Consider the following 26,793-nt stretch of genomic DNA (forward strand, 5'->3'; position numbering starts at 1 on the left):
GATTTTCGCCCTCCTGTTCGAGGGCGCCGGACGGGCCGGGTTCGGCCCGTCCGGCGATTGAGGTCAGGTCACGAAGCGGAAGCCGAGGTCGAGGCCGAGGCGGACGGCTGGGCACCGGATCCGGTGTTGACGGCCGCCGGGTCGACGCTCATGGTGATGGTGCCGAGGACGCCGCGCTCGATGTGCCCCTTGCGGTAACGCAGCTTGAGCAGGCCGCCGGTGACGCCGCCCCCGGGGTAGATGCCGTCCTCGTCGAGCAGGACCCGCGTGGCCGTGTTGCTGACGTACGGGTCGAGCCCTTCGATCTGCAGCACCGCCTCCTCCTCGAAGTAGAACTGCCCGGTGTGGCACTGGTGGCCGCCCTCGTAACCGTCGTCCGTGAGCTCGCCGTCCACCTTGACCTTGGTGTGGATGTGGATGGCCCGGCCCTGGTACCAGCCGGGGAAGAGCGTGTCGAACTCGACGACCCCGTGCCGGTCCGTCAGTTGCGTGCCGCGCAGGAACGTCAGGTCGTTGGTCGGCTCGGCGTGCCCGCCCCCTCCGCCGCCGGGCGGGGGCCCGGTGGGCGTGCCGGTCGGCGTACCGCTCGGGGGAGGTCCGGTCGGGCCGCCACCGCCCATGGGGTCGTAGCCGGAGTACTCGCCGACCGCACTGCAGTGCCAGATGTCGACGGCCGCGCCGCGCAGCGGCCGGCAGGTGGTCTCGTCGATGACCTTCAGCCGCAGCCGCAGCGGCACCCCCGGGTAGTCCTCGGTGATGTCCCGGCGCACCAGGTTGTAGTCGAGGTAGTACGGGCCCTCGACCTGCTCCGCCGTCAGCGCCAGGCACGGCTCCGGCGGGGGCTTCGGCCGATGGCCCCGGCCGCGGTCGGCCGCATCGGCCGACGAGGCGGCGGCTGCGACAGTGACGCCGGCGCCCACCGCGACGGCACCGGCACCGGCGACCTGAATGGCCCTGCGGCGGGAAACCGACGTCACTTCTGTCTCAGGTCTCACGGGAAGTTTTGTCATGTACGCGACGCTAGGAAGCGCACCTGTGGAAACCCTGTGAAAGTTATGCCATGTTCAGGCCAAACTCCCCCAGCCGCACGTCAGTGGGCGCCGGACTGCTGGGGCGTGGCCTCGCTGGGCCGGACGATGACGAAGCCCTCGCCCTGCAGCGCGAGTTGCACGGCCTCGCCGGAGCCGCCGCGCAGCATGGAGCCGAAGCTCTGGGAGCGGTGCAGGGAGGTCTGGAGGGCCGCGGTCCAGCCGACGACCGCGTCCGTGTCGACGTAGACGGGGGCCTGCGGGGTGACCGGGATGATGATGGGATTGCCCTCGCAGATGATGCCGAGCCGGCCCTGGCCGGTGAAGACGCTGTTGAAGAGGCCGCCGCCGACCATGCCCGCGCCCTTGATGGTCCTGATCTCGTAGCTGAGGCTCGGGTCGAAGACCAGGACGTTGCGGCCGTTTATGGTGAGGGCGTCGCCCTGGTCGAGGTCGATGACGAAGCAGTTGGCGGCCTCGTGGGCGAACCAGGCCTCGCCCTGGCCGCGCACCGACATCAGGGGCAGGCCCTCGCCGGTGAGGGCACGCTTGAGGAACTTGCCGACCCCCTGCCCCTTCACCTCGAACTGAAGGCTGCCGCGGTAGGCGATCATCGCGCCCTGCCGGGCGTAGCACTCGCCGCTGACGGCGTACTTGATCGACTTGGCGTTCTGCAGGGTCATGCCGGGCCGTTCGGCCGGTTGCGCCGTGTTCTCGGTCGCGAAGAGGTCGCTACGCACTGCCACATCCTCACACTCCGCGACCTTCAGGGCGAGGTTTTCGAAGAGGAAAGCCTTCCGCCATAACTCCGTAACGCAAACACGGCAAAATACAACCGGCTACCATGTGACTGCACAGAAGAACCAATTGATCGTTTTTCACGCCTTGGGGGGCGCAGCGGCCAAGTGGGTCGGAACCGGGGGGTTCCGGCACATGTGGGGGACTTCCGGCCTTGGAGAGGGCCCGGGCTTTTCTCTTGCTGCCACACGATCGCCGCTGGCGCCATGCCTTGGAGGGGGCAGGCGTCATGACAGACGTATCCACTGAGCCGAGACCGCAGGCAGGATCGCCGACGGGGTCGCCGAGGGGGTCGAAGCCGGACTCGGCCTCGGGTTCGCGGTACCGGCACATTCCCGCGCTCGCCTACGACTACGACCGCTTCAGCCGGCTCACCGGCCCGATCACCGAGCCGCCGCCGGACGGCACCCCGTACCGGGTGCGCTACCGCAAGCTGCTGGGCAAGGAGACCCGGCGGTTAAGGGTCGTCCTGCTGATGGTGCTGGCTCCGCTGGTCGAAGCGGCGCTGCTGGGCTGGCTGCTGATGCCCGAGCACTGGTCGCAGCGGCCCTTCGAGCCGCGCGAGTGGCTGCTGCGGCTGGACAAGGTGGTCCTCGGCACGATCATCGTGATCGAGTTCTTCCGGCTGCTGCAGATCGTGTCCAACGCGCACGGCACGCTCTTCGCCCGCGATCCGATACCGGTGCGGGCCGAGTCCGGCACCCGCGTCGCCTTCATCACGACCTGCGTGCCCGGCAAGGAACCGCTGGACATGGTGCGCAAGACGCTGACGGCCGCGACGCGCATCCGGCACCAGGGCACCGTGCATGTCTGGCTGCTCGACGAGGGCGACGACCCGGAGATGAAGGCGCTCTGCGCAGAGCTGGGTGTGCATCACTTCTCGCGCAAGGGCGTGGGGAAGTACAACATGCGCAAGGGGCCCTACCGCGCGAAGACCAAGCACGGTAACTACAACGGCTGGCTGGACGCCCACGGCGACGACTACGACTTCCTGGCCTGCGTGGACACCGATCACGTCCCGCACGCCAACTTCCTTGAGCGGATGCTCGGTTACTTCCGCGACCCGGATGTCGCCTTCGTCGTCGGCCCGCAGGTCTACGGCAACTACGACTCGCTGGTCACCAAGGCCGCCGAGAGCCAGCAGTTCCTCTTCCACGCCGTGGTCCAGCGAGCCGGCAACCGCTACGGCTCCCCCATGTTCGTCGGGACGAACAACGCGGTGCGGATCAGCGCGCTCAAGCAGATCGGCGGCCTGTACGACTCGATCACCGAGGACATGGCGACCGGCCTGGAGTTCCACTGCCGCCGCAATCCCGTCACCAGGCGCAAGTGGAGATCCGTCTACACCCCGGACGTCCTCGCGGTCGGCGAGGGCCCCAGCTCATGGACGGACTTCTTCGGCCAGCAACTGCGCTGGAGCCGGGGCACGTACGAGACGCTGTTCAAGCACTTCTGGCGGGTCGGCTGGCGGCTGTCCCCCGGACGGCTGTTCAACTACCTGCTGATGGTGGCCTTCTACCCGATGTCGGGCATCTCCTGCATCCTCGGCGGCCTCAGCTCCGTCCTCTACCTGGTCTTCGGCGCCTCGGGCGTCAGCGTCTCCACGGCCAGCTGGATGATGCTGTACTGCGACGCCGCCCTGCTCCAGATCGGCCTGTACTCCGTCAACCGCCGCCACAACGTCAGCCCCCACGAACCCGAGGGCTCCACCGGCGTCGGCGGCATGGCGATGGGCGCCATGGCCACCCCGATCTACGCCACCTCCCTGGTGGCGGCCTTCCTCCGGCTCCCGGCGACCTTCAAGGTCACCCCGAAGGGCGACTCCTCCAGCCCGGACCGGATCCTCACCTTCCGGATGCACCTGCTCTGGGCGGTGGTCTTCGGCGGTGCCTTCGTGGCCTCCTTCTGGACCGGCTACACGTATCTGGCGATGCGGATCTGGGCTGTCCTCGCCCTGGTGTTCTCGCTGCTGCCGCTGATCATCTGGCGGGTCCAGGTCTCGCGCAGCCGCCGCAGGCGCAAGGCCGCCGCGCGCGCAGCGGCGCGCGAAACCGCCGGGGAGGCCGCCCGCGAGGCAGTCGCGTAACTCACGTAACACGTAACGAGATTCCAGGGGGGAATCGCACCATGTCAGAGTCGTTCTTCCAACCGACGCTCAGAACCAAGCGCCTCGCCATCGGCAGCACTGTCTTCCTGGCCTTCACCGGCATGAACGCGCCCGCCGCCGTCGGCTTCGCCCAGGAGAAGTACCACCAGTACGTCATCTCGCAGCCCGAGTACAAGCGCCAGTACGGCTCCTGGACGACTCTCAACATCCCGGAGGAATTCCAGGTCAACGCCATCCACGCGACCCTGCTGAACGACGGCAAGGTGCTGATCATCGCCGGTTCCGGCAACGAGAAGGACAACTTCAAGGCCGGCACCTTCAAGACCCTGCTCTGGGACCCGGTCGCCAACACCTACAAGCTCATCAAGACCCCGGCCGACATGTTCTGCTCCGGCCATGTCTCGCTCGCCGACGGGCGGGTCCTGGTGGCCGGCGGCACCCTGCGCTACGAGGTGCTCAAGGGGGACGTGACAAAGGCCGGCGGCACCATGCAGGTCAGGAACGAGGACCCGAACCGCTCGCGCAAGGTGGCCAAGGGCACGGTCTTCGTCTCCCCGTCCGGCGACGAGTACATCACCAACGACGATCTGACCGTGCCCGCCGCCACCAAGGTCACCAAGATGGTGAAGAACAAGCTGGGCGTGAAGGCTCCCAAGACCGTCGTCGTCACCGCCCAGCAGGCCGTCTTCGTCGAGGCGAAAGCCAAGGGCAAGGACAAGGTCATCAAGAAGATGACCCAGTTCCGGGTCAAGGGCCTGACCGGCAACAGCGGCGAGACGCTCTACGGCATGGCCAAGGCGATCAACTTCAACAAGCAGGACTACCAGGGGATCAAGGCCGCCTACGAGTTCGACCCCAACACCGAGATGTACGTCAAGGTCGAGTCGATGCAGTACGCCCGCTGGTACCCGACCCTGGTCCAGCTCGCGGACAACAAGATCATGACCGTCTCCGGGCTGGACGACACCGGCTACATCCTCAACGGGCAGAACGAGACCTACGACCCGAAGACCAAGACCTGGTCGCCCGCCGCCACCCACTACTTCCCGACCTACCCGGCGCTGTTCCTCACAGCGGACCAGAAGCTCTTCTACTCCGGCTCCAACGGCGGCTACGGCCCGCCGACCAAGGGCCGCGTCCCCGGCATCTGGGACTACAAGAAGAACACCTTCACCGTGGTCCCCGGGCTGCGCGACGCGAACACGCGGGAGACCAGCCCCTCCGTGCTGCTGCCGCCCGCCCAGGACCAGAAGGTGATGGTCCTCGGCGGCGGCAAGCCCGGCGAGTCCAAGGTCTCCACCGCCCACACCGACATCGTCGACCTGTCGGCGGAGGACCCGAAGTTCACCGCCGGCCCCGACCTGCCGACCGGCGGCACCCGCTACCTCAGCGCCGTGATCATGCCGGACGACACCGTCTTCACCACCGGCGGCTCCGCCGACTACCGGGGCAAGCACGGCAGCGACATCCTCAAGGCCCAGACGTACCACCCCGGCACCAACACCTTCACCAGCGCCGCCGACCCGACGGTGGGCCGGGACTACCACTCCGAGGCACTGCTGCTGCCCGACGGCCGGGTGGTCACCTTCGGCTCCAACCCGCTGTTCGGCGACAAGAACGACACCCTGCCGCCGACCTTCGAGAAGCGCATCGAGATCTACACCCCGGCCTACCTCTACCAGGGCGGCAAGCGGCCCGAGGTGACGGGCGGTACGGCGGAGGCGGCACGGGGTGCGTCGGCGCAGTTCACCACGCCGGACGCGTCGAAGATCGCCACCGTACGGCTGATGCGCCCCAGCTCGGTCACGCATGTGACGGATGTCCAGCAGCGCTCGATCGCGCTGAACTTCACCAAGACGGCGACCGGCATCAAGACCGTCATCCCGAAGAACCCGGCCCTGGTGCCCTCCGGCTGGTACATGCTCTTCGTGACCGACAAGCAGGGCGTGCCGTCCGTGGCCCGCTGGGTCCACGTCAAGTAAGAGGCCTGAAGCGTCAGCTGAAGCTGACCCAGTTCAGGTTGACGAAGTCGTCGACCTGGGGGGCGGCGAAGGTCAGATAGACGTCGTGGGATCCCGTCGTCGACGGGATCTCCGCGTTCAGCGTCTTCCAGGTCTGCCAGCCACCGGTGTTCCCCGGCTCCAGCGCGCCGATCGGCGCCGCGGTCGGGCTGTCGAGGCGCACCTCGATCTTGCCGCCCAGGGTGGCCTCGCCGCCGCCCGAGGCGACGCGCGCGGCGAAGTGGTCCTCGCCGGTGAACTTCACGTCGTCGAAGCGCAGCACATCGCCGTTCCCGAGCCAGCCCACCGTGTGCCCGCCGCCCTTGTCCGCCTTGTCGGTGCTGGGCTGCACGGCGGTCCCCGTCGCCTTCGTCGCGTACTCCGCCCGGATCGGCTCGTCCGCCGTGAAGCCGCTGCGCGGCCCGGTGGTGGCCTGCGGGGTGCCGCCCCGGCTCTGTACGGAGACCCAGTCGACCACCATCGGGACACCGGGCTTGGTGCCCGCGTCCGGGGTCTGGCCCTGGGCCTGGCCGTTGGGGAAGTCGCCGCCGATGGCCAGGTTGAAGAGCAGGAAGCTGCTGTTGTGCACGGCCTGGGTCCAGGTCTGCGCGTCCACGTCGGTGGCCTTCACGGACCAGAACTTCTTGCCGTCGACATACCAGCGCAGCTCCTCCGGTGAGGTGCTGCGGTCCCATTCGAACGCGTACGTGTGGAAGTTGCCCGCGCAGCTCGACCCCGGGCAGCTCGTCCCCGCGCCCCGCCCGTTGTGCTCGTCGCACGGGCCGCCCGGCTCGGTGCCGCAGTGCAGCGTGCCCCGGATCTCGTTGATCCCGTTGACATGCTCCATCACGTCGAACTCGCCGATCCCCGGCCATGAGTTGGGGTTCCCGCGCACCCCTGCCCCCAGGAGCCAGAAGGCCGACCAGTAGCCCTTCGCCTCCGCCCCGGTCACGTCCGGCAGCTGGATCCGGGACTGCACGCGCAGCGTGCCGTGCTCGGGCGGCTGGAAGTCCTCGCGTACGGATTCGATACGGGCCGAGGTCCAGGCGCCCGCGGCGTCCCGCAGCGGCGTGATGCGCAGCTTCCCCTTGCCGTCCAGGCTCACGTTCTTCGGGCTGTCGGTGTACGTCTCGATCTCGCCGGTGCCCCAGTGCTCGGCCCCGCCGGGATAGCCGGTGCCGGTGTCGATCACCCAGCGGTCCTTGGCCGGAAGGCTGCCGGCGGTGCCGTCGAAGTCGTCCCGGAACACCTGCGTCCAGCCCTTGGAATCAGGTGTCGCGGCACTGCTCGGGCCGCCGCTCGTATCGCCGCCGTCGCCCTGGCCGTCATCGCGTGTGATCACCACCACGGCGACCACCGCCACCACCATCGCCAGTACCAGACCCCCCACCAACACGACCAAGCGTGTTGAGGCTACGCGCATATGCCGGCCCCCCTGCCGGAAGTCCCCACCCCTTGTCGTCCAGCCTACGGCAGATGCGCCACCCATGGGGCAATTGGGACGGACAGCCTCTCCTCAGGGCCTGTCCGGCGGCCTGGCAGACTTGGCCGCGTGACCAGTACCAGCCCCTTCCAGCACGAGGCGACCGACCGCGACGCCGCCCCGCAGTTCGTCCTCCCCCTCGTCGTCCGCATCGAGCGCGCCACACCCCCGGCCCGCACCGACGCCCTGGAGACGGCGGCCCGGGCCGTCCTCACCCTGCTCCACGACGAGCGCGCGACAGCGGAGGACGGCGAGTGGGCCCAGCCCGTACGCGACTGGCAGGACGCCCGTATCCGCAAGGTCGTCCGCCGCGCCCGCGGCTCGGAATGGCTGCGCGCCACGGAACTGCCGGGCATCACGGTCACCGGCGCCGCCGCCGAGGTACGGGTCTTCCCGCCCGTCCCGCTGGACGGCTGGCCCAAGGAGCTCGCCAAACTCCAGGTCTCCGGCACCGACCTCGACGACCCCGGGCCGCCGCCCGCCCCCGCCCCCGGCCTCCCCGTCCTCTGGCTCAGCCCCGACCTCGACATGTCCGCCGGCAAGGCCATGGCCCAGGCCGGCCACGGCGCCCAGCTCGCCTGGTGGGCCCTGACCCCCGCCGACCGCGCCGCCTGGGCCGCCACCGGCTTCGCCCTCGCCGTCCGCACCCCCGCCCCTTCCCGCTGGGCCGAACTCACCGCTTCCGGCCTGCCCGTCGTCCGCGACGCCGGCTTCACTGAGATCGCCCCGGGCTCCTGCACGGTCGTCGCCGACCACCCGAAGCTCAAATGAACCTCTGAACCCCGCCCGCCCAGGGTTCAACCGCCCCCGCCGGGGCCATCACCCCCGCATGGACAACTCGCTCGGCACAGGAATCGGCTGGCGGCCCGAGATCGCCGAGGCCATCGAGTCGATGCCCGGCATCGACTGGGTGGAGGTCGTCGCCGAGAACATCTGCCCCGGCCACCTCCCGGAGGGCCTGACCCGCCTCCTCGGCCGCGGCACCACCGTCGTCCCGCACGGCGTCTCCCTCGGCCTCGGCGGCGCCGACCGCCCGGACCCGGCCCGGCTCGCCGCGCTCGCGGAACGCGCGACCGCGCTCGCCGCGCCTCTGGTCACCGAGCACATCGCCTTCGTACGCGCCGGCGGCCCGCTGACCGGCTCGCCGCGCCTCGAAGCGGGCCATCTGCTCCCCGTCCCCCGCACGCGCGACGCGCTGGACGTGCTCTGCGAGAACGTGCGGATCGCCCAGGACGCCCTGCCCGTGCCGCTCGCGCTGGAGAACATCGCGGCGCTGCTCGCCTGGCCGCCCGGCTACGAGGAGTTGAGCGAGGGCGCCTTCCTCGCCGAACTCGTGGAGCGCACCGGCGTGCGCCTGCTCATCGATGTGGCCAATCTGCACACCAACCACGTCAACCGCGGCGAGGACCCGGTCACGGCCCTGGACGAACTGCCCCTGGAGGCCGTCGCGTACGTCCATGTCGCGGGCGGCGTCGAGCGCGACGGGGTATGGCACGACAGCCACGCGCACCCGGTCCCACAGCCGGTGCTGGACGTCCTGGCCGAGCTCTGCGCGCGCGTGAGCCCGCCCGGCGTACTGCTGGAGCGGGACGATGACTTCCCGGCACCGGCCGAACTCGCCGCCGAGCTGGCGGCGATACGCGGCGTACTGACAGCGGCCCCTGCCGCAGCCACGGAGGCACACCATGCCCGATGACGCCCGCCAGCGCCTCGCGCTGGCCCAGACCTCGCTGCTGTCGGCCCTGGTCGCCGGAACCCCGGTGCCGGAGGGCTTCGACCGCGCCCGGATCGCCGTACAGAGCCGCGCCCTGGCCGCCAAGCGTGCCGACGTCGTGGCGAAGGTCGCCCCGGAGCTGCCGGACATCCTCGGCAGCGGCTACCGGCCGGCCTTTCTCGCCTACGCCGCCCGCAATCCGATGCCCGTCTCCGGCTACCGCCGCGACGCGCTGTCGTTCGCGGAGCATGTGATCTCCACGGGGATCGTCTCGGCCCCCGCCCTCACCCGTCTGAAGACCTGGTGGGAGGAGCGTTCCGGCCCGGTCCCGGCGCATGGCCCGCATGTGAAGAAACACACCTCACGCGCATTCATACGTATGGGTGGCGGGCTGCGTTCAATTGCGCCACAATTCTTTACGAACGTACGCTGACCTGCGGTTTTAACGCCACAACCGGGGAAACCGAACAACGTACCAACCAACGGCTCCCGGAATCCCGGGAATCGCGAATACGTGACGATTCCTCGCTTGGAACGCAGCAAACGCACTAACGTGCGGTCGCATCAGGAAAGGCCGAGTGCCTGGCCGCCCCCGACCAAGGGCCGCCTCGCACCAGGAGGCATGATGCGAACCACCCGTTACGTCACCGGAACCAGCCTCGTCGTGGGGGCGCTGGCCGTGACCGTCGTTGCTTTGATGTACCCGGTGATGTCCGCCGTCAACGGTGGTGTGCTCGGGGCGAGCAGCGTGAGTGCCCAGACCACGGCCACCCAGTACGGCCCGTTGACCGATCTGGACCGATCCTTCGTGGTGAAGGTGCGGCTGGCCGGCCTGTGGGAGTTCCCGGCCGGCCAGATGGCGCAGCAGAAGGGCACCACCCAAGCGGTCAAGACTGCGGGACAGCACCTGATCGACGGCCACACCAACCTGGACACCACCGCACGGAAGATCGCGCCGCTGCTGGGGATCACCCTGCCCAACGAGCCGACCCCGCAGCAGCAGGGCTTCCTGGCCACGTTCTCGGCCGACAGCGGAGCGACCTTCGACCAGGACTTCGCGAACATCCTGCGGCTGCAGCACGGGAAGGTGTTCTCGCTGGTCTCGCAGGTGAGAGCGACGACGCAGAACACGCTGGTACGGCAGTTGGCCGATCAGGCCAACACGACTGTTCTCGATCACATGACGGTTCTGGAGGAGACCGGCCTGGTCAACTTCAACCAGATAGCGATCGACACGACAGCGAGCCCGACGAACACGGCCGCGCAGGTGGCGCCGACGCCGAGCCCCGGCTCGCCGACTGTCATCGTCACCCCCTCCCCCACGTTCTCCCTACCTCCCGCGGCTTCCTCCCCCGAGACGTCGCAGTGACGAAATGAGCTCCTTAATGCCCCGACAACAGTTCAGTCGCCGCCGCCGGTTGAGTACCAAGCACCTCGTCGTGATCGCGGTGCTGGCCCTGGTCGGCTCCGGCGGCACCTTCGCCCTCGTCTCCGGTACGGCGTCCGCCCACTGGCGGTCGGACTCCAGCCCCACCGCCGCCGCGTCGTCCTCGGCGGACGTGCTGGCCGGCCGGCGCAACGGCGGCAGGAACAAGGGCCGCAACGGCACCGGCAACAACGGCGGTAACAACAACGCCGGCGGCAACGCCAACGCGTCCGCCTCGGCCACCGCTTCGGCCGCTGCGACGGCCTCCGCCACGGCGGGCGGTGGCGGGGTCGTCACCAACGGCCCGGTCGCCGACGACTTCGTCGACATCAAGTCCGTGCAGCCGAACGTCCAGAACGTGCAGACCCAGCAGGGCGGCACCACCGGCGTCTTCACGGCCCGCTGCGGCAAGAACGAGAACGGGCACTTCAACCCGGACAACTTCATCGTCGCCCCCGGTGTCGCCAACGGCGCCCACCACGTGCACGACTACGTCGGCAACCTGAGCACCGACGGCTTCTCGACCAACGAGACCCTCGCCGCCGCCGGCACCACCTGCGCCCAGGGCGACAAGTCCACGTACTTCTGGCCCGTCCTGCGCAGCCGCTCCGCCAACGACGCGGCCGACGCGGACGGCAACACCGGCACCATCCTCACGCCGGCCTCGGTCCAGCTGACCTTCAACGGCAGCGCGACCTCGCAGGTCGTCGCGATGCCCTCGACACTGAAGATCATCATGGGCGACGCCAAGGCCGTCACCAACGGCACCGCCAACGCCAAGGCCTCCTGGTCCTGCACCGGCTTCGAGAACCGCCAGCTCGCCGACAAGTACCCGCTCTGCCCCAACGGCAGCCAGGTCGTCCGCACCCTGGTCTTCCCCAGCTGCTGGGACGGCGTCAACACCGACAGCGCCAACCACCGCACCCACATAGTCTTCCCCGACGCCGCCGGTGCCTGCCCCGCCAACACCAAGGCCGTCCCGACGCTGAAGTACCGGCTCACCTACTCGGTGCCCTCCGGCCCGAACTTCGCCGTCGACAGCTTCCCGGACCAGAACCACAAGCCGGTCACCGACCACGCGGACTTCGCCAACTTCATGCCGACGTCCCTCATGAACCAGGTCGTCGCCTGCGTCAACAGCAACAAGAAGTGCGGCTGACCCTGACGGGTTGACCCCACCCCCCCCCATGAGAGGGCGCCCCGCACAGGCAACGTGCGGGGCGCCCTCTCATGTGCAAGTCGAGGCCACTACGCCAGCCCCGCCACCAGTTCCGCGACCGCCTTGCGGCGCCCCGGCCCCTCTTTCCTGGCGCTCTCGCACCGCTTCGCGGGCTTCGACCGCCAGCGCCGGCCTCCGGCCGCCGTGCCGGGCTCACCCCCAGCAGCCGAGCCGAACCTCCCACCGCCGTCTCGGGCCGCTCGGCCCCAGGACCCACAGGCTTCGGCCGGCTGGCCCCCGACCGGCGCGGGCTGCCCCAAGCGGGCCCCCGCGCCGCCGAAAGTCAGGCCAGCCCAGCCACGAGCTCCGCCACCGCCTTGCGGCGCCCCGTGTAGAACGGCACCTCCTCGCGTACGTGCATCCGAGCCTCCGACGCCCGCAGGTGCCGCATGAGGTCGACGATCCGGTAGAGCTCGTCCGCCTCGAAGGCCAGGATCCACTCGTAGTCGCCGAGGGAGAACGAGGCGACCGTGTTGGCCCGGACGTCCGGGTAGCCGCGGGCCATCTTGCCGTGGTCGGCGAGCATGCGGCGGCGGTCCTCGTCGGGGAGGAGGTACCAGTCGTAGGAGCGGACGAAGGGGTAGACGGAGACGTAGTTGCGCGGGGTCTCGTCGGCGAGGAAGGCGGGGACGTGGCTCTTGTTGAACTCGGCGGGGCGGTGGAGGGCCATGTTGGACCACACCGGCTCCAGCGCGCGCCCGAGCGCCGTGCGGCGGAAGAGGTTGTACGCGTCCTGGAGCTGGTCGGCGGTCTCGGCGTGCCACCAGATCATGAGGTCGGCGTCGGCGCGGAGCCCGGAGACGTCGTAGGTGCCGCGGACGGTGACGTCCTTGGCGGCGAGCTGCTCGAAGAGCTCCTCGACCTCTTCGGCGTAGCCGGAGCGGTCCTCGGGGAGGAGGTCGCGCAGCCGGAAGACCGACCAGAGGGTGTAGCGGATGACCTCGTTGAGGTCCTTGGCCTTCTTGCCGGCGTTCGGGATCTTGGCGTCGTCACTCATGGGGCTATTCTCGCAGGGCCCCGAGCAGCCGATCAGCCGCCTTCCGGGCGCTGGCGACGCACGCGGGGATGCCGACGCCCTCGTAGACCGCCCCGCACACCGCCAGCCCCGGCAGCTTGCCGATCTGCTCGCGCACCCGGGCGACCCGGGCGAGATGGCCGACGGGATACTGCGGCAGCCCGTTCTCCCAGCGGGTCACGCGGGCGGCGACGGGGGCGGCGGTCAGCCCGACGGCCTCGATGAGGTCCTCCCGGGACAGGCGCACGAGGTCGGTGTCCTCCCAGGCCAGGTCGGCCTCGTCGCCGTGGCGCCCGATGGAGGTGCGCAGCACGAAGGTGTCCGGGTCGGCCTCGCCGACCCATCCCCACTTGCCGCTGGAGAAGGTGGAGGCCTTGATCGTCCGCCCGTCAACCGGCGGCACCAGGAACCCGCTGCCCGGCGGCACTTTCGCCAGGTCACGGCTGCGGTAAGCCATCGTCACCAGTGCCAGGCTCGCGTACTCCACTGCGGCCAGCTCCCCCGCCGCCACCGGGGACTCCCCGGCCAGCAGCCGCGCCGCCACGGGGGCCGGCACCGCCAGCACCACCGCGTCCGCCGCGAGCAGCCGCCCCGCGCCGTCGGGGCCGTCGACGACGACCTGCCAGCCGGCTTCCGTACGCCGCAGCTCCCGCACCGCCGCGTCCGTCTCGATGGTCGTGCCCGCCTTGCGGCATGCCTCCGCGACCGCGACCGGCAGCCGCCCGACCCCGCCCCGGATCCCGGCGAACACCGCCCCGCCGGCCTGCGCCGGCTTGGCGGCGGTCCTGCGCTGCAGGTCCCGTACGCCCTCGATCAGCGAGCGCCCGGACCGGGCGATCTCGTACAGCTGCGGCACGGCCGCCCGCATGGAGATCTCGTACGCGTTCCCGGCGTACACCCCGCCCAGCAGCGGGCCCACCAGCCGGTCCACCACCTCGCGCCCCATCCGGGCCGCCACGTAGCCGCCGACGGCGACGTCCTCCCCCACCTTCGTCCTGGGCAGCACATGGTCCAGCGGCAGCCGCGCCAGCCCCGCCGCCGACAGCACCCCCGATGCCGCCAGCGTGCTCATGTCCCCCGGCACACCCATCAGGCTGCCGCCCGGCATCGCCCGCAGCCGCCCCCGCGTCCACAGCGAGGCCTTCGCCGTCTCCGGCGCCACGATGTCGTCGCCGAGCCCCACCGCCCGCGCCAGCGCCACCGCTTCAGGCCGCCGGGCCAGCATCGACTCGGCCCCCAGATCGACCGGCACCCCCGCGATCTCGTCCGCGTACAGCTTGCCCCCGAGCCGGCTGGAGGCCTCCAGCACCGTCACCCGCGCCGCACCCCCCTCCCCCAGGAAGTACGCCGCCGCGAGTCCGGAGATCCCGCCGCCGATGACGATCACGTGCCCACGCGGGGGTTGCGTTCCGTTCATGCCCCCCACTGTCTCAGACGGCGCCGCGCACACGCCGCACAAGGTCGGCGGCGGCCTCGGGCCACTCCTCGTGGTCGAAGGCGAAGCCGGCTTCCAGCAGGCGGCCGGGCACGACCCGGCGGCTCTTCAGCAGCAGTTCGGTGTCCGAGCGCATCGCGAACGCACCGAGCTCCGCCATCCACTTCGTCGCGGGCAGCCCGACGGGGACGCCCCACGCCGCCCGCAGCGCGCGCATGAAGGCACGCTGCGGCAGCGGGCCGGGAGCGGCGAGGTTCACCGGGCCGGTGAGGTCCTCGCGTCCGGCCAGGAACTCCACGGCACGGACGAAGTCGCGGTCGTGGATCCAGGAGACGTACTGCGCCCCGCCCGCGAGGGGGCCGCCGAGGCCGAGGCGGACCAGCCGCAGCAGCATGTCGAAGACGCCTCCTCGGTCGGGGCTCATCACCATCGCGGAGCGCAGGGCGACCTTGCGGGTGCCGGGGGTTGCGGCAAGGTCCTGGGCCTGCTCCCAGGACCTTGCGATGTCGATGCTGTAGGCCCAGTAGCCGGGCACGTCCGGTTCGGTGCCACCGAGGAGGCCGGTGGCCTCGTCGTTGGGGGCGTCGAAGCGGTGGGCGTAGATGGTGGCGGTGCTCATCTGCAACCAGAGGCGGGGCGGCCGGGCCGCGGCGGCGATGGCCTGGCCGACGACCTGGGTGGAGCGGACCCGCGAATCCATCATGGCCCGGAGGTTGGCCGGGGTGTAGCGGCAGCTGACACTGCGGCCGGCGAGGTTGATGACGAGGTCGCTGCCGTCGACGGCGCCGGCCCAGGGGCCGAGGCTCTCGCCGTCCCAGTGGACTTCGCGGTCGCCCGCCGGCCGTCTGGTCAGGATCACGACGTCATGACCGGCGGCGGTCAGCGCGCGGTCAAGGACGGTTCCTACCTGCCCGGTTCCTCCGGGTATCACGATCTTCATGGGGTCCCCCTCATTCCGGGAAGGAGCCTAGCCGAAAGTTGAACATGTTCAAAACGAGGGCGTGGCGCGGACGTGTCCGGACCGTAATCGCTTCGGGACCGCAGATCCGAAACCCGTCAGGGGGCTGTCACGTCGAATCGGCACAAGGCGACATCAGGCCATCTGTCCTTGGGGGGACACTCGATGAACAACCCGATCAGCACGGCCGGCCGCAGATCACTCGCGGGACTCGCCGTCACCCTGCTCGCCGCGTCGCTCGCGCTCGCGGGCTGCGGCAGCGGCTCCAGCAGTGACAGCGGCACCACCAGCTCCGCCGGGAACGGCGCTGCCGCGGCCGACGCCAAGGCCCCGGGAGCGGCCAGCGGCAGCGGCAGTGACAGCAGCAGTAGCAACAGCAGCAAGACGACGGACCTCGCCACCTCGTACATCGTGCGCACCGCGACGCTCACCGTCGAGGCGAAGAACGTCTCGGACGCTCTCGCCAAGGCGCGCACACTCGTCACCGGGGCCGGGGGCTACGTGGGCGACGAGAGCACGTCACTGGACGAGGACGGCCTCGAACACTCGCGGGTCCAGCTCAAGGTGCCGGGGGACGGATACGAGCAGGTACTGGGGGACCTGGCGGAGCTCGGGAAGCTGACGGACCGGAAGGTCAACGCGCAGGACGTCACGAGCCAGGTGGTGGACGTCCAGAGCCGGATCAAGTCGCAGCAGGCGAGCATCGCGCGGTTGCGGGTGCTGATGGGCAAGGCGACCAAGGTGGGCGATGTCGTGACGGTGGAGAGTGAACTCACCAGCCGCGAGTCCGACCTGGAGGCGCTGGAGGCACAGCAGGCCTCGCTCAAGGAGCGGACGAGCATGGCGACGATCACGCTCGTGCTGACCGAGCCGGCAGCGGTCGCGGCGCCGAAGAAGGACGACGGCGTGTGGGCGTCTGTCGGCGACGCGCTGGGCTCCGGCTGGCACGCGTTCTACGCGACCTTCCGGGCGATCCTGATCGCCCTGGCCGCCGTTCTGCCGTTCGCCGCACTCGCGGTGGCCGGCTGGCTGGTGTGGCGTACGCTGCGCCGCCGCACCCCGGCGCCGCCCGCGCCGGCACCGGTCGCCGTCCCGGCGGCGGTCGGGACCGGCACCGGGACCGAGGAGGACTGAGCTCAGACCGCCGTCTCGGTGTGGACGAAGTCCACCAGCCGGGTCAGCGCGTCCGGGTCGGTCGAGGGCAGCACGCCATGCCCGAGGTTGAAGATGTGCCCGGGCACCTGAGGCGACGAGGCCGAGGCCAGCACTTCGCGGGCCTTGGCCTCGACGGCGGCCGTCGGGGCGAACAGCACGGCCGAGTCGAGGTTGCCCTGGAGGGCCTTGCCGGGGCCGACCCGGCGCGCGGCCTCGTCCAGCGGCACCCGCCAGTCGACGCCGACGACATCCGCGCCGGCCTCGCCCATCAGGCCGAGCAGTTCGCCCGTCCCGACGCCGAAGTGGATCCGGGGCACCCCGTACCCGGCGACCGCGTCGAAAACCTTCGCCGAGGCGGGCATCACATACCGCCGGTACTCCTGCGGAGCCAGCGCCCCCGCCCAGGAGTCGAAGAGCTGGACGGCGCTCGCGCCCGCCTCGATCTGGACCTTCAGGAACGCCCCCGTGATGGCGGCGAGACGGTCGACGAGGTCCGCCCACAACTCGGGGTCGCCGTACATCATGGCCTTGGTGCGCTCGTACGACCGCGAGGGACCGCCCTCGATCAGGTAACTCGCCAGGGTGAAAGGCGCACCGGCGAAGCCGATCAGCGGGGTCGCGCCCAGCTCGCCCGTGAGCATGCCGATCGCCTCGGTCACGTAACCGACGTCGTCCGGCTCCAGGTCGCGCAGCCGCCCGAGGTCGGCCCGGGTGCGGATCGGCTGGGCGACGACCGGGCCGACGCCCGGCTTGATGTCGAGGTCGAGGCCGATGGCCTTGAGCGGCACCACGATGTCGCTGTAGTAGATGGCCGCGTCGACCTTGTGGCGGCGCACCGGCTGGAGCGTGATCTCGGTGACGAGTTCGGGCCGCATGCAGGATTCGAGCATGGGGATGCCCTCGCGCACCTTGAGGTACTCGGGCAGCGAGCGTCCGGCCTGGCGCATGAACCACACCGGGGTGTGGGGCACGGACTCGCGACGGCACGCGCGGATGAACGGGGAAGCAGCGGTCTGCTGGTGCGCACTCACGCCCAAATCATGGCATGCGCCAACCGGGCGACCCGCCCACCCGGGTGTCGTGCACTACGCGGGGCCCCGTTCCGCCTAGTCTTCCGGGCATGGCAGCGGCTCATGGGCACCTCTCGGACGGGGACAGCGCCCCTCTCCCCTTCCAGCACGCGGTCGACGCACTGCTGCGCGCTCGCGTACGGCACGAGGTCGAGCTGGATCCGACCCCGCCGCCGAAGCGGCTCGCCCCGCACGCGTACGCGCTCGAAGCGACCGTCGTCGTGGACGGCGACGAACTGGCCGACGGCCGGCTCGTCCTGCTCTACGACCCGGCCGGGCCGGAGGCCTGGCACGGCACCTTCCGGCTCGTCACCCTGGTGCGCGCCGAGCTGGAGCCTGAGATGGCGGCGGATCCACTGCTCCCCGAGGTGAGCTGGTCCTGGCTGACGGGCGCGCTGGACACGCACGGCGCGGGCTTCGCCGAGCCCAGTGGCACGGTGTCGCGCAGTTCGTCGCACTACTTCGGCGGGCTGGCGGGGCGTGAGGACTCGACCCAGATCGAGATCCGGGCCTCCTGGACCCCGCGCGAGGGCACCGGCGGGGTGCCGGATGTCGCGGCGCATCTGGCGGGCTGGTGCGACCTGTTGTGCACCAGCGCCGGGCTGCCGCCGGTGACGGACGGCGGCGGGCCCAGGGCGGTCGTGCCGCTGCCGAACCGGCGCGGCCCGCAGCAGTCACGCTGAGCCGATCGCTGAGCCGAGCCCTGAGCCGAGCCCTGAGCCGAGTGTGATCACGGCTGTCGCAGGTTCGATCGGCAACGATCGATAAGCTGTCCGAATTGCCGGAATTGTTACTAAACAAATCGTGATCTTCCTCTAAAGCCGGGCGCTGGAGCTGCCGAAGGGAACTGTGACCCTTCAGTCCCAGCCACTCCCCCCAGGAGGCCCGGTGTCGGTTCTTCTCGAACACCCCACAAGCCTGGTCGCCTACCGCCCGAACAAGCCGACCGCCATGGTGGTCGTCGCCGATCCCCGCGTCCGCTCCACCGTGACCCGCCACCTCTGGGCGCTCGGTGTACGCGACGTGATCGAGGCGTCGTCCATCGCGGAGGCTCGGCCCCGGGTCGGCACCCCCCGCGACATCTGCGTGGCCGACGTCCACCTCCCCGACGGCTCCGGCCTCACCCTGCTGGCCGAAACCAGGGCGGCCGGCTGGCCCAACGGCCTCGCCCTCTCCGCCGCCGACGACATCGGAGCCGTACGCAACGCCCTCGCGGGCGGCGTGAAGGGCTACGTAGTCACCGGCACCCGCAACAACCTCGGCCTCCCCGGCCGTCCCGGCACCTCCCCGATCGGCGCGGCCGGGCAGCGCATCCAGCGCCGCCCACCCGGCGCCCCGGGCCACGGCGGCGGCTACCGCGAGCTGTCGGGCCGCGAGGTCGAGGTGCTGCGGCTGGTCGCGGAGGGCCAGTCCAACAAGGCCATCGGCGTCTCCATGGGGCTGTCCGCCCTCACGGTGAAGAGCCACCTGGCGCGGATCGCCCGCAAGCTCGGCACGGGTGACCGGGCCGGGATGGTCGCGGTGGCCCTGCGTACCGGAATCATCCACTGAGCGTTCACTTATCGCTCGCCAACCGTTCACGGAATGTAACAACACCCCGAGCCGCCCGCCGACGGAACGTTCCGTCGGCGGGCGCTTGCTGTACACAGATACCCTTTACACGTGACCGACGCCCGAGAGACCGCAACTGAAGCAGCCCCGGCGCCGGTCCCGCTGCTGGACCCGCGCGAGGGAATCCCGCCGGTGACCGCCAGCCCGGAGGCGCTCGCCGACATCGTCGCGGCCTTCGCCACGGGCACCGGACCTGTCGCCGTCGACGCCGAGCGCGCTTCCGGTTACCGCTACGGACAGCGGGCCTACCTGGTCCAGCTGCGCCGCGCCGGAGCAGGGACCGCGCTGATCGACCCCGTGGGGTGCCCCGACCTTTCCTCCCTGGGCGCTGCCCTGAACGGGACGGAATGGGTGCTCCACGCCGCCACCCAGGACCTGCCCTGCCTGGAGGAGACCGGCATGCGGCCGGCCCGCCTGTTCGACACCGAGCTCGCCGGCCGGCTGGCCGGATTCGCCCGAGTCGGGCTCGGCGCCATGGTCGAGAGCGTCCTCGGCTACACCCTGGAGAAGGGCCACTCGGCGGTCGACTGGTCCACCCGGCCGCTCCCCGAGCCCTGGCTGCGCTACGCCACCCTCGACGTCGAACTGCTCGTCGACCTGCGTGACGCGCTGGAGGAGGAGCTGGCCGCCCAGGGCAAGCTGGACTGGGCCCTCCAGGAGTTCGCCGCGATCGCCGCCGCCCCGGCGCCCCCGCCGCGCGTCGACCCGTGGCGGCGTACGTCCGGGATGCACAAGGTCCGGCGGCGGCGCCAGATCGGCGTCGTACGGGACCTGTGGCTGCTGCGGGACCGCATCGCCCGCGAGCGGGACGTCTCGCCCGGCCGCGTCCTCACCGACGCCGCGATCGTGGCCGCCGCGCTGGAGCTGCCGCCCAACTCCCATGCCCTCGCCGCGCTTCCCGGCTTCGGCCACCGCATGGGCCGCCGCCAGCTCGACCAGTGGCAGGCCGCGATCGACCATGTCCGCGCGCTCCCCGAACGCGAGCTCCCCCAGCCCGGTCCCGCCTACACCGGCCCCCCGCCCCCGCGCGCCTGGGCCGACAAGGACCCGGCCGCCGCCGCCCGCCTCTCGGCCGCCCGCGCCGCGGTCTCGGCTCTCGCGGAGGAGCTCAACCTCCCCCAGGAGAACCTCATCACCCCCGACACCGTCCGCCGCCTCTGCTGGGACCCGCCGTCCGAGGCCTCCGCCGCATCGGTCGCCCAGATCCTGTCCGGCCTCGGCGCCCGCGCTTGGCAGGTCGAACAGGTCACGCCGCTTCTGACGGCCGCGCTGGCCGTCCAGGCGCCGGCGACGTAGCGCCTGCGGCGAGCCTCGGGGCTCCGCCCCGGACCCCGCTCCTCAAACGCCGGAGGGGCTGATTTTCAGCCCGTCCGGCGTTTGAGGACACGCCCGGAGGGCGTTCGGGGTCCAGGGGGCGCAGCCCCATGGTTTCGGGAAGGGGCGGGGTGGGGGAAACGCCCTCGGCCACTCGCTCGCCGCAAGCGTGTCGCTTGAAGGACAGCCGGGGACATGCCTACGCTCACCGGGCATTCCCGGCAAGAAGGGCAGGGCGGCCATGGCCACGCGGCGACGGGTTCCCAGAGCGATGGCAGCGGCCTTGCTGGGGGCGGCCATGCTGGCCGCAGCGGCGCCCTGTGCGGCGCCGAAGGCTAAGGCCGTGCACACGATTGCGTACGACGACCACTCGTACTCGATCGACGGGAAGCGGCTCTACGTCTGGTCCGGGGAGTTCCACTACTGGCGGCTGCCCAGCCCCGCCGCCTGGCGGGACGTGCTGCAGAAGATGAAGGCGGGCGGCTTCAACGCCACCTCGATCTACTTCGACTGGGGCTTCCACTCGCCCGCAAGGGGCCAGTACGACTTCACGGGGATCCGGGACGTGGACCGGCTGCTCGACATGGCCGCCGAGGTCGGGATCTACGTCATCGCCCGCCCCGGCCCGTACATCAACGCCGAGACGGACGGCGGGGGCTTCCCGGGCTGGCTGAGCACCCAGAAGGGCCACGCCCGCAGCACGGCGCCGGACTATCTCGCCGCGGCCGACGAGTGGCTGTCGCGCATCGACCCGCTCATCGCGCGGCACCAGCTGACGGACGGCCGGGGCACGGTCATCGCGTACCAGGTGGAGAACGAGCTCTACACGGACACCCCGGACGGCCACGCGTACATCCGGCACCTCGCGGCGAAGGCGAAGGCGGACGGGATCACGGTTCCGCTGCTCGGCAACCACAAGGGGGTCTTCACCCGCGAGCTGGACATCGACGGGTACGACCGCTATCCGCAGGAATTCGACTGCTCGCATCCGGACGTGTGGAGCCCGCTGCCGGACATGGCGTTCGCGCACAACAAGGGCGAGCCGCTCTATCTCCCGGAATTCCAGGGCGGGGCGTTCGACCCGTGGGGCGGGGTGGGCTATGACAAGTGCCGGCAGCTGACGAACGGCGACTTCGAGAAGGCGGCGTACGAGAACAACATCGCGTCGGGCTCGACCATGCAGAACTTCTACATGGTCCACGGCGGTACGTCCTGGGGCTATCTGGCGGCCCCGGGCCAGGTCTACAGCTCGTACGACTACGGGGCGCCGATCAGCGAGGACCGGCGGCTGACCGAGAAATACCTGGTCGACAAGCGGCTCGGCTACATGGTGCAGGCGGTGGCGCCACTGACGGAAACGGACGCGGTGGGCGACCGGACGACGGGCGCGGTGCTGGAGCGCGTACGCCGCAATCCGGCGACCGGGACGGTGTTCACGGTCGTCCGGCACAAGGACGTGAACGACAAGTCGACCGACAGCGTGCGGATCGCCCTGGGCGCGCACCGGGACGTGCCGGTGGTGATCGCGGGGCGGGACTCCAAGCTGCTGGTGTCGGACTACGCGATGGACCACCAGCGGCTGGAGTACTCGACGTCGGAGATCATGACGCACGGGGTCTTCGGTGACGGCGGCCGTCAGGACATCGCTCTGCTGTACGGCCGCCGTGGGCAGGCCGGCCGGACCGTCCTGCGGTACGCGGCCCGGCCCAGGGTCACCGTGCTGGCGGGCGACGTACAGCAGCGGTGGGCGGACGGGACGCTGCGGCTCGACTACACCCACCGGGGGCTGGCGAAGGTCCTGGTCGAGCCGCCCGGCGGCGGCACTCCGCTGCTGCTCCTGCTCGCGGACGACGCGGCCGCCGACACCTTCTGGCGGCAGAACACCGCCCGGGGCCCAGTGCTGGTGCGGGGGCCCGAGCTGGTGCGGACGGCCGGGTACGAGGGCGGCGAACTGCGGCTGACCGGGGACACCGACCGCGCGACGGCGATCGAGGTCTTCGACGGCGGCCGGGCGACGTCCGTGACCTGGAACGGCCGCGCGGTGAACGGCGGGGCGAACGGCGGGCGGCTCCCGGGGCCGGCCCCCGTGGTCCTGCCGGCGCTCACGGGCTGGCGGTTCAGCCGGGACACCCCGGAGGCCCGGCCCGCGTACGACGACTCGGGCTGGCGCACGGCCGCGGCCGGCGCGCCGGCCGCCGACAACAACGGCTTCCACGCGGGCTCGGTCTGGTACCGGGGCCACTTCACGGGCGACGCGACGGGCGTGAAGCTGGCGGCGACCACCGGCAAGGCGGGTGAGTGGCTGGTGTGGCTCAACGGCCGCTTCCTGGGCGACACGCGCGACAAGTCCAGGACCTTCAGCTTCCCGGCGGGCGCGGTCCGGCGCGGCGCGGACAACGTGCTCTCCGTCCTGACCGTCAACATGGGCCACAACATGGACTTCCGCTCCAACGACTCCCACAAGGAGCCCCGCGGCCTGACCTCGGCCGCCCTCCAGGGCTCCGCCCGCGCCCTCACCTGGCGCGTCCAGGGCGGCCGCCCCGACCCCGTGCGCGGCCCCCTCAACGCGGGCGGCCTCCACGGTGAGCGGCAGGGCTTCCACCTCCCCGCGTACGACGCCTCCCGGTGGCCCTCCGTCGCACTCCCCCACCCCGACCGCACCCCGGGCGTCTCCTGGTACCGCACCTCGCTCACCCTCGCCCTCCCCGCCCGCCAGGACGTCCCGCTCAGCCTCGTCGTCGCCCGCGAGCGGTCGCGTCATTACCGGGCTCTCATCTACGTAAACGGCTGGATGATCGGCCAGTACGTCAGCGACCTCGGCCCCCAGCAGGCCTTCCCGGTGCCGTCGGGGCTGCTGCGCACGGACGGCCGCAACGAGGTGGCGGTCGCCGTCATCAACGCGGACGCCCGCACGGGCGGGCTGGGCCGTGTCACCCTGCGGGCGACCGGCAACTTCGCGACCCCGTAGGAGCCGCCCCCGGGAGTGTGACCGCGCACACCCGTACCGGACTGGGCACGCTCATTACCCGCGAGTAGCATGGACCCCGGCGACGCTGCCGGACAGTCGGCGGGCGCGCCCGCAGTGCCCCCGCATATGGAGGAGAGCCAACGTGCCTCGTACCGCTAGGGATGTCGTCTTCGTCGACGGCGTCCGCACCCCGTTCGGCAAGGCGGGCCCGAAGGGCATCTATCACGAGACCCGCGCCGACGATCTGGTGATCAAGTCCATCCGGGAGCTGCTGCGGCGCAACCCGAGCCTGCCCCCGGAGCGTATCGACGAGGTCGCGGTCGCCGCGACCACGCAGATCGGCGACCAGGGCCTGACCCTGGGCCGCACCGCCGCGATCCTGGCCGGGCTGCCCAAGTCGGTGCCGGGCTTCTCGATCGACCGGATGTGCGCCGGCGCCCTGACCGCCGTGACGACGACGGCCGGCGGCATCGCCTTCGGCGCGTACGACGTGGTCGTGGCCGGCGGCGTGGAGCACATGGGCCGCCACCCGATGGGCGAGGGCGTGGACCCGAACCCGCGCTTCGTGTCGGAGAAGCTGGTCGACGACTCCGCCCTGTTCATGGGTATGACGGCGGAGAACCTGCACGACCGCTTCCCGCACATCACCAAGCAGCGCGCTGACGAGTACGCGGTCCGCTCCCAGGAGAAGGCCGCGAAGGCGTACGCCAACGGCAAGATCCAGCAGGACCTGGTGCCGATCTCGGTACGCCGCAGCAACCCCGAGGCCGGCGAGACCGGCTGGGGCCTGGCCACGCAGGACGAGCCGATGCGCCCGGGGACCACCCTGGAGAGCCTGGCGAGCCTGAAGACCCCCTTCCGCGCCCACGGCCGCGTCACGGCCGGCAACGCGGCGGGCCTGAACGACGGCGCCACCGCCTCCCTGCTCGCCGCCGAGGACGTGGCCCAGGAGCTGGGTCTGCCGATCCGCGCCCGCCTGGTCTCGTACGCCTTCGCAGGCGTCGAGCCGGAGGTGATGGGCGTCGGCCCGATCCCGGCGACCGAGAAGGCCCTCGCCAAGGCTGGCCTGACGATCGACGACATCGGCCTGTTCGAGGTCAACGAGGCGTTCGCCGTCCAGGTGCTCTCGCTCCTGGACCACTACGGGATCGCCGACGACGACCCGCGCGTCAACCAGTACGGCGGCGCGATCGCGTTCGGCCACCCGCTGGCCTCCTCCGGCGTACGGCTGATCACGCAGCTGGCCCGGCAGTTCGAGGACGCCCCCCACGTGCGCTACGGCCTGACGACGATGTGCGTCGGCTTCGGCATGGGCGGGACCATCATCTGGGAGAACCCGCACTTCGAGGGGAACAAGTGACCACCACCGCTGAGCTGTTGAAGGGCGCAGCCGAGCTGTTCCCCGACGAGGTCGTCACGCAGGCGCACGTGCGCCACATCGACCTCCCCGGTGCGGGGCACTTCGCGCTCATCACGCTGGACAACGGCCTGGACCACACCAAGCCGACCACCTTCGGGCCGCAGTCCCTCGCCAATCTCGACAAGGCGATCGACCAGGTCGAGGCCGAGGCCGCCGCCGGTTCCATCACCGGCGTCGGCGTCACCGGCAAGCCGTTCATCTTCGCGGTCGGCGCCGACCTCAAGGGCGTCGAGCTGCTGAAGAACCACGACGACGCGCTCGCCATCGGCAAGGGCGGCCACGAGGTCTTCAAGCGCCTGTCGGCCGTCGGCGTCCCGACCTTCGCCTACTACAACGGCGCGGCCATGGGCGGCGGTGTCGAGGTCGGCCTGCACTGCGCCTACCGCACCGTCTCCGCCGCGCTGCCCGCCTTCTCCCTCCCCGAGGTCTTCCTGGGCCTCGTACCGGGCTGGGGCGGCTGCACGATCCTGCCGAACCTGATCGGCGCGGACCGCGCGGTCTCGGTCATCATCGAGAACTCGCTCAACCAGAACAAGCAGCTCAAGGGCGCCCAGGTCTACGAACTCGGCATCGCCGACGCGCTGTTCGAGGGCGCCGACTTCCTGGAGCAGTCCCTGCTGTGGACCGCCGCCGTCCTCAAGGGCGAGATCGAGGTCGTACGCCCCGGCATCGACCGCGGCGAGGGCTGGGACAAGGCCGTCGCCCGCGGCCGCTTCATCGCCGACTCCAAGGTGCACGGCGCCGCCCCGGCCGCGTACCGCGCCCTGGACATCATCGAGGCCGCCAAGAACGGCGACCTCCAGCAGGGCTTCGACGCCGAGGACGTGGCGCTGGCCGACCTCATCATGGGCGGCGAGCTGCGCAGCGGCATCTACGCCTTCAACCTGGTCCAGAAGCGCGGCAAGCGCCCGGCCGGGGCCCCCGACAAGAGCCTGGCCCGCCCGGTCGGCAAGGTGGGCGTGGTCGGCGCCGGCCTGATGGCCTCGCAGCTCGCGCTGCTCTTCGCGCGCCGCCTCGAAGTGCCGGTGGTCCTCACCGACATCGACCAGGAGCGCGTCGACAAGGGCGTGGGCTATGTCCACGGCGAGATCGACAAGCTGCTGCTCAAGGGCCGCGTCAACCAGGACAAGGCCAACCGCCTCAAGGCCCTGGTTTCCGGCTCCCTCGACAAGGCCGCGGCCTTCGGTGACGCGGACTTCGTCATCGAGGCGGTCTTCGAGGAGATCGGCGTCAAGCAGCAGGTCTTCGCCGAGGTCGAGGCGGTCGTGTCCCCGACGGCCATCCTGGCCACCAACACCTCCTCGCTGTCGGTGAGCGAGATGGCGTCGAAGCTGGAGCACCCCGAGCGGGTCGTCGGCTTCCACTTCTTCAACCCCGTCGCGATCCTCCCGCTGCTGGAGATCGTCCGCGGCGAGCAGACCGACGACGCCTCGCTGGCCACGGCCTTCGGTGTCGCCAAGAAGCTCAAGAAGACCGCCGTGCTGGTGAAGGACGCCCCCGCGTTCGTCGTCAACCGCATCCTCACCCGCTTCATGGGCGAGATCCAGAACGTCATCGACGAGGGCACCCCCGTCGCGGTGGCCGAGAAGGCCGTAGAGCCCCTCGGCCTCCCGATGTCCCCCCTCGTCCTGCTGGAGCTCGTCGGCCCCGCGATCGGCCTGCACGTCTCGGAGACCCTCAACCGGTCCTTCCCGGACCGCTTCACCGTCTCCCCGAACCTCGCCGCCGTCGTCAAGGCCGGCAAGCGTGGCTTCTACGTCTACGACTCCGGCAAGCCCGAGCTCGACCCCGAGGTCGCCGCTCTGCTCGTCCAGGGCGACTCCGTCCTCACCGAGGACCAGGTCCGCGCCCGCGTCCTCGACGCCGTCGCCCAGGAGATCGGCCTGATGCTGGAGGAGGGTGTCGTCGCCGAGGCCCAGGACATCGACCTCTGCCTCATCACCGGCGCCGGCTGGCCCTTCCACCTCGGCGGCATCACGCCGTACCTGGACCGCGAAGGCGTCAGCGAGCGGGTGAACGGCAAGCCGTTCCTGGCCCCGGGCGTCGCGAGCGTCCCGGCGTAGTTCCCCCGG

General features: G+C 70.9%; 19 protein-coding genes and 1 pseudogene. 13 read left to right on the forward strand and 7 right to left on the reverse strand.

What is annotated here, in order from left to right; translation table 11 throughout:
* Positions 1-68: 68 nt before the first annotated feature.
* Positions 69-1,010, reverse strand: a complete 942-nt coding sequence (locus OG607_RS10440) for an intradiol ring-cleavage dioxygenase (protein WP_405721655.1) — start codon at positions 1,008-1,010, stop codon at positions 69-71.
* 80 nt (positions 1,011-1,090) lie between these two features.
* Positions 1,091-1,768: an AIM24 family protein gene (locus tag OG607_RS10445; RefSeq protein WP_405721658.1), complete on the reverse strand. Its 678-nt coding sequence runs from the start codon at positions 1,766-1,768 to the stop codon at positions 1,091-1,093.
* A 287-nt stretch (positions 1,769-2,055) separates the two neighbouring features.
* On the opposite strand from OG607_RS10445, the gene OG607_RS10450 reads away from it, so the two are divergent.
* Both OG607_RS10450 and OG607_RS10455 read left to right on the forward strand, forming a co-directional pair.
* Complete coding sequence (locus OG607_RS10450; protein ID WP_405721661.1) at positions 2,056-3,912, forward strand: glycosyltransferase family 2 protein; 1,857 nt, start codon at positions 2,056-2,058, stop codon at positions 3,910-3,912.
* Positions 3,913-3,953: 41 nt separating this feature from the next.
* Positions 3,954-5,915 carry a galactose oxidase-like domain-containing protein gene (locus OG607_RS10455; RefSeq protein WP_405721664.1) on the forward strand — a complete coding sequence of 654 codons (1,962 nt, stop codon included), beginning with the start codon at positions 3,954-3,956 and terminating at the stop codon, positions 5,913-5,915.
* 13 nt (positions 5,916-5,928) lie between these two features.
* On the opposite strand, the gene OG607_RS10460 is transcribed toward OG607_RS10455, so the two are convergent.
* Positions 5,929-7,302 carry a carbohydrate-binding protein gene (locus OG607_RS10460; protein ID WP_405736677.1) on the reverse strand — a complete coding sequence of 458 codons (1,374 nt, stop codon included), beginning with the start codon at positions 7,300-7,302 and terminating at the stop codon, positions 5,929-5,931.
* 183 nt (positions 7,303-7,485) lie between these two features.
* Between OG607_RS10460 and OG607_RS10465 the strand changes: the two genes are divergently transcribed.
* From OG607_RS10465 to OG607_RS10480, 4 genes and pseudogenes are all read left to right on the forward strand, one after another.
* Positions 7,486-8,187, forward strand: a complete 702-nt coding sequence (locus OG607_RS10465) for an aminoacyl-tRNA hydrolase (protein ID WP_405721666.1) — start codon at positions 7,486-7,488, stop codon at positions 8,185-8,187.
* 58 nt (positions 8,188-8,245) lie between these two features.
* A pseudogene (locus OG607_RS10470) lies at positions 8,246-9,461 on the forward strand (DUF692 domain-containing protein); the annotation flags it as partial.
* A 294-nt stretch (positions 9,462-9,755) separates the two neighbouring features.
* Positions 9,756-10,499, forward strand: coding sequence for a DUF4142 domain-containing protein (locus OG607_RS10475; protein WP_405736680.1), 744 nt, complete (start codon positions 9,756-9,758; stop codon positions 10,497-10,499).
* Positions 10,500-10,548: 49 nt separating this feature from the next.
* Entirely contained in the window at positions 10,549-11,715 is a 1,167-nt protein-coding gene (locus tag OG607_RS10480; protein WP_405721669.1) for a DUF1996 domain-containing protein, read from the forward strand.
* 343 nt (positions 11,716-12,058) lie between these two features.
* Here OG607_RS10480 and hemQ read toward each other — a convergent pair whose 3' ends face one another.
* From hemQ to OG607_RS10495, 3 genes are read right to left on the reverse strand one after another with little or no spacing between them, the layout of a single operon-like run.
* The gene (gene hemQ, locus OG607_RS10485) at positions 12,059-12,772 is read right to left on the reverse strand and encodes a hydrogen peroxide-dependent heme synthase (RefSeq protein ID WP_405721672.1); all 714 of its coding nucleotides are present in this window, start codon (positions 12,770-12,772) and stop codon (positions 12,059-12,061) included.
* Between the two features lie 4 nt (positions 12,773-12,776).
* Positions 12,777-14,207, reverse strand: a complete 1,431-nt coding sequence (gene hemG, locus OG607_RS10490; protein ID WP_405721675.1) for a protoporphyrinogen oxidase — start codon at positions 14,205-14,207, stop codon at positions 12,777-12,779.
* Positions 14,208-14,220: 13 nt separating this feature from the next.
* A complete protein-coding gene (locus tag OG607_RS10495) occupies positions 14,221-15,165 on the reverse strand; it encodes a TIGR01777 family oxidoreductase (RefSeq protein ID WP_405721677.1) in 945 nt (314 codons plus the stop codon).
* A 183-nt stretch (positions 15,166-15,348) separates the two neighbouring features.
* Here OG607_RS10495 and OG607_RS10500 point away from each other — a divergent pair, with 183 nt between their 5' ends.
* A complete protein-coding gene (locus OG607_RS10500; RefSeq protein WP_405721680.1) occupies positions 15,349-16,317 on the forward strand; it encodes a DUF4349 domain-containing protein in 969 nt (322 codons plus the stop codon).
* A gap of 2 nt (positions 16,318-16,319) precedes the next feature.
* Here OG607_RS10500 and hemE read toward each other — a convergent pair whose 3' ends face one another.
* Entirely contained in the window at positions 16,320-17,369 is a 1,050-nt protein-coding gene (gene hemE, locus OG607_RS10505) for a uroporphyrinogen decarboxylase (protein ID WP_405721683.1), read from the reverse strand.
* A gap of 89 nt (positions 17,370-17,458) precedes the next feature.
* Here hemE and OG607_RS10510 point away from each other — a divergent pair, with 89 nt between their 5' ends.
* The 6 genes from OG607_RS10510 to OG607_RS10535 all read left to right on the forward strand — a co-directional run bounded on the left by OG607_RS10510 (position 17,459) and on the right by OG607_RS10535 (position 26,784).
* Complete coding sequence (locus OG607_RS10510) at positions 17,459-18,091, forward strand: DUF3000 domain-containing protein (protein WP_405721686.1); 633 nt, start codon at positions 17,459-17,461, stop codon at positions 18,089-18,091.
* A gap of 205 nt (positions 18,092-18,296) precedes the next feature.
* Entirely contained in the window at positions 18,297-18,959 is a 663-nt protein-coding gene (locus tag OG607_RS10515; protein WP_405721688.1) for a LuxR C-terminal-related transcriptional regulator, read from the forward strand.
* A 111-nt stretch (positions 18,960-19,070) separates the two neighbouring features.
* Entirely contained in the window at positions 19,071-20,315 is a 1,245-nt protein-coding gene (locus OG607_RS10520; RefSeq protein WP_405721691.1) for an HRDC domain-containing protein, read from the forward strand.
* Between the two features lie 361 nt (positions 20,316-20,676).
* Positions 20,677-23,301 carry a beta-galactosidase gene (locus OG607_RS10525; RefSeq protein ID WP_405721694.1) on the forward strand — a complete coding sequence of 875 codons (2,625 nt, stop codon included), beginning with the start codon at positions 20,677-20,679 and terminating at the stop codon, positions 23,299-23,301.
* A gap of 142 nt (positions 23,302-23,443) precedes the next feature.
* Positions 23,444-24,661 carry a thiolase family protein gene (locus tag OG607_RS10530; protein WP_405721697.1) on the forward strand — a complete coding sequence of 406 codons (1,218 nt, stop codon included), beginning with the start codon at positions 23,444-23,446 and terminating at the stop codon, positions 24,659-24,661.
* Positions 24,658-26,784: a 3-hydroxyacyl-CoA dehydrogenase NAD-binding domain-containing protein gene (locus OG607_RS10535; RefSeq protein ID WP_405721700.1), complete on the forward strand. Its 2,127-nt coding sequence runs from the start codon at positions 24,658-24,660 to the stop codon at positions 26,782-26,784. The genes OG607_RS10530 and OG607_RS10535 overlap by 4 nt, the downstream gene beginning before the upstream one ends.
* Positions 26,785-26,793: the final 9 nt, after the last annotated feature.

This window comes from Streptomyces sp. NBC_01537, assembly GCF_045040445.1.
Taxonomy (GTDB): Bacteria; Actinomycetota; Actinomycetes; order Streptomycetales; family Streptomycetaceae; genus Actinacidiphila.

Bases quoted from the DNA above. Each gene is read 5' to 3' on its own strand.
- OG607_RS10440 (WP_405721655.1), bottom strand. From the start codon at position 1,010: ATGACAAAACTTCCCGTGAGACCTGAGACAGAAGTGACGTCGGTTTCC.
- OG607_RS10450 (WP_405721661.1), top strand. From the start codon at position 2,056: ATGACAGACGTATCCACTGAGCCGAGACCGCAGGCAGGATCGCCGACG.
- OG607_RS10455 (WP_405721664.1), top strand. From the start codon at position 3,954: ATGTCAGAGTCGTTCTTCCAACCGACGCTCAGAACCAAGCGCCTCGCC.
- OG607_RS10460 (WP_405736677.1), bottom strand. From the start codon at position 7,302: ATGGTGGTGGCGGTGGTCGCCGTGGTGGTGATCACACGCGATGACGGC.
- OG607_RS10475 (WP_405736680.1), top strand. From the start codon at position 9,756: ATGCGAACCACCCGTTACGTCACCGGAACCAGCCTCGTCGTGGGGGCG.
- hemQ (WP_405721672.1), bottom strand. From the start codon at position 12,772: ATGAGTGACGACGCCAAGATCCCGAACGCCGGCAAGAAGGCCAAGGAC.
- hemG (WP_405721675.1), bottom strand. From the start codon at position 14,207: ATGAACGGAACGCAACCCCCGCGTGGGCACGTGATCGTCATCGGCGGC.
- OG607_RS10495 (WP_405721677.1), bottom strand. From the start codon at position 15,165: ATGAAGATCGTGATACCCGGAGGAACCGGGCAGGTAGGAACCGTCCTT.
- OG607_RS10500 (WP_405721680.1), top strand. From the start codon at position 15,349: ATGAACAACCCGATCAGCACGGCCGGCCGCAGATCACTCGCGGGACTC.
- OG607_RS10510 (WP_405721686.1), top strand. From the start codon at position 17,459: ATGGCAGCGGCTCATGGGCACCTCTCGGACGGGGACAGCGCCCCTCTC.